4 protein-coding genes are annotated in these 2,847 nt (G+C 65.4%); 3 read left to right on the forward strand and 1 reads right to left on the reverse strand.

Annotated elements, in window-relative coordinates; all coding sequences use genetic code 11:
- The 3 genes from VGE27_RS10995 to VGE27_RS11005 form a co-directional block, all read left to right on the forward strand.
- The coding region (locus tag VGE27_RS10995; RefSeq protein WP_331049699.1) for a DNA polymerase at positions 1-296 on the forward strand (296 nt) is incomplete at its 5' end.
- Positions 297-559: 263 nt separating this feature from the next.
- Positions 560-949, forward strand: a complete 390-nt coding sequence (locus tag VGE27_RS11000; RefSeq protein ID WP_331049700.1) for a type IV pilin protein — start codon at positions 560-562, stop codon at positions 947-949.
- 97 nt (positions 950-1,046) lie between these two features.
- The gene (locus VGE27_RS11005; RefSeq protein ID WP_331049701.1) at positions 1,047-1,412 is read left to right on the forward strand and encodes a hypothetical protein; all 366 of its coding nucleotides are present in this window, start codon (positions 1,047-1,049) and stop codon (positions 1,410-1,412) included.
- A 5-nt stretch (positions 1,413-1,417) separates the two neighbouring features.
- Here the strand turns inward: VGE27_RS11005 and VGE27_RS11010 are convergent.
- A partial coding sequence (locus VGE27_RS11010; protein ID WP_331049702.1) for a lysophospholipid acyltransferase family protein occupies positions 1,418-2,847 on the reverse strand: 1,430 nt, incomplete at its 5' end.

The following is a 2,847-nucleotide window of genomic DNA, read 5'->3' on the forward strand; positions in this document are numbered from 1 at the left end:
ACTTCAACATCCGCGCATTCGGCGAGCGGGTGGCGCAGAACGCACCTATCCAGGGTTCGGCGGCCGACCTGATCAAGATCGCGATGATCAACGTGCGTCAGGCCATTGCTTCGGGCGGCCTCGCGTCACGCATGCTGCTCCAGGTGCACGACGAACTGGTGTTCGAATTGCCGGTGGAGGAGGCCGATGCCCTGTCGGCGTTGGTGAAGCGGGAGATGGAGGGCGCGGCGGTGCTGAACGTCCCGCTGCTGGTGGAGATGGGACTGGGCACGGACTGGGTGTCGGCCAAGGCCTGAGGCTGGGCGGCGACCGGGAAGCGCGAGTTGCCCGGAATCGCGAAGTCCCCGGTCTTGCACTTTGCAGCAATCTGCGAGACGTGCGAGACCGGGGACGGGCCGTCGGGATGGGGTTGGATTTGTAAGTTGTTGTGAATGAACAACTTCGTCGTTTTGCGGAGACCGGCACCAACGTTGCCAATGTGTGACGCGGCAGGAGCACGGCTCCCGACTCACTTGCCGCGTCTGGCGGGTGGTCGCATCACGGTCGAGGACTTCACGATATGGCATCCCATCGCGCCCGCACGGGGTTCACGCTCATCGAACTGCTGATCGTCGTCGTGATCATCGGCATCCTGGCTGCGATCGCGATCCCGAAGTTCCAGAACACGAAGGCCAAGGCCTACGCGACGTCGATCAAGAGCGACCTCAAGAACCTGACGTCGATGCAGGAGACGTACTTCTACTACAACGAAACGTACGCCAGCACCCCGGTGGCCACGGGGTTCGAAAGCTCAAAGGGCGTCGCGATCACGATCGCGGAGGCCAGCGGACGCGGCTGGTCGGCGACGGCCACGCACCCGTCGTCGTTGCCGCTGACATGCTCGGTATATTACGGATCGGTCGCGCCGGTATCCCCGGCTACGCAGGAAGGCGTGATCGCCTGCCAGTGATCAATTCATAAAGTGCTGGCAGGACAGGCCACCACTCGGCCTGGCTTCACGCCCGACCCCGCGAATCATTCCGGCGACGCCTGATCTTCCGGACATCGTGCATGACCCTGACTCCCGTCGACGCGCTGAGCGTTTGCGGGAGCTTGTGTTTCGCTATGGGTGCCGTGAGTTCGTCCGGCGATGGGATGGCATGGTGCACGCCATGGATGGTGGGCTCTGGCTGCACCGCCATGTGTGGCAGGGACGGCCCCTGGTCCACCTAGTGAGTGTGGACCGGGCGCTGCTCGAGCGTTTCGGACGGGACTGTGGCCTGGCGCTCGAACGGCTGCAGTACAAGCCGCTCAAGGATCCGCGCACCACGGTGCGTCAGGAGGCGTGGCATTGGGACTTGGGTGGTCCCGTGTATCCGCCGCACGATCCGCGGCTGTTCGGCGCGTCAGCCGAGACGTCAGCCGACGTGTGAGCTGACTACGCGCCGCTGATGGCCTGCTCCAGCCGTCCGGCGTCGCGCCGGATGGCGTCGCCTTCGGCTCGCAGGGATCGTTGCAACGACGGATCGCGCCGGAACAGTTGATACGCCCGTGCGCGCCAACGGGCACGGCGCAGTCGATCGCCATAACGCAGATCGCTGCTGGCCGACGGCACCAGCGTGAGCAGGAAGAGCAGCGCCCACCATCCGCCAAAGAGCATCGCCACGATGGCCGTCTGCACGGCATAGGCGAGCAACACCAGGAAGAGCCCCATGACGAGTGTGCGCATGGCCGGCTCATCGAGTGATTGGCCAGCCCGGAGTGCCAATCGTCGCGCGAGCTGTATGGGCACCACGTGCGTGAGGCGTCCCCATGCGCCGATGGGCACGAGCAGCATGGCCAGCACCGTTTCACGCAGCGCAAAGCGCACACCGGCCCTGGCACCGGCGTCGATGGCAAGATCCTGCACATCGATCTGCAGGGCATCGAGTCGTGCGCGGAATGCGCGCACACGTGTTTCGAACGCTGCAGCGCGGGCCTCAAGATCGGGATCGTGCCGTTCACGCAACGCGTCCGCAGCACGATCGAGTCGGCGCACCACGGCCAGCGTTTGCCGCAGGGGCACGGCACTGTCGCCCAGTGGAGACAACGGCTCAAGGAGCGCGGCGACCGTCTTGCCCACCATCTGCAGGCGTTCCGCGTCTTCGGGCGAATCGAAGTTGAGCGTGACCGCCTCGAGCCGCTGTGTCACGAGCTCGGTGAGGGTGTGCACACCGACCTGTGCCGCACGCAACGCGTCGACATCCAGCGGTTCGCCCACCTGCAACAACACGCGGGAACGCGGCGATTCCTTGCGCTCGAACAACAGGCCAATGGGTACGATCTGAATACCGCGCACGCCGCGCTCATCTGCCGCATGCAGCGCCATGCGCGCGAGCCCGGTGCGCAATGGTGCGAGGTGCGGATCGTCGTGGCTTTTGCCTTCAGGAAAGACGACGACGGCCGCCTGCTCCGCGAGAGCCTCTGCCACTGCGTCGAACGCGGCAGCGTTGCGTGTCGGATCGATGGGCGCGTCGCTGCCCAGCGCCTTGTGTTCGTCGGACGCGCGACGCAGCGGTACCACGCCCACCGCCGTGAAGAAACGCGCTGCGAGGGCGTTGGCGAAAATCGTGGACTTGGCCGTGAAGCGCACGCGACGCGGCATGCTCCACCCCACCACCAGCGCGTCCACCAGCGCATTGGGATGATTCACCGCGAGAAACAACGGGCCTTCGCGCGGTACACGCTCGATCCCCATCACCGTGATGCTGCGGTAATACCAGCGCAGGGCTACCCCGGCGATGGGCTTGAGCAACGTGTAGAGCGGCGAGGGCGGCTCGTGCGGCACGGTCACGGGTCTGAACGCTGCGTCTATGCCGTGTGCGTGCG

The sequence above is a fragment of the Gemmatimonas sp. genome, from assembly GCF_036405635.1.
Lineage (GTDB): Bacteria > Gemmatimonadota > Gemmatimonadetes > Gemmatimonadales > Gemmatimonadaceae > Gemmatimonas.

Excerpts from the sequence above, each read along its gene's own strand:
- VGE27_RS11000 (WP_331049700.1), top strand. The coding sequence starts at position 560 with ATGGCATCCCATCGCGCCCGCACGGGGTTCACGCTCATCGAACTGCTG.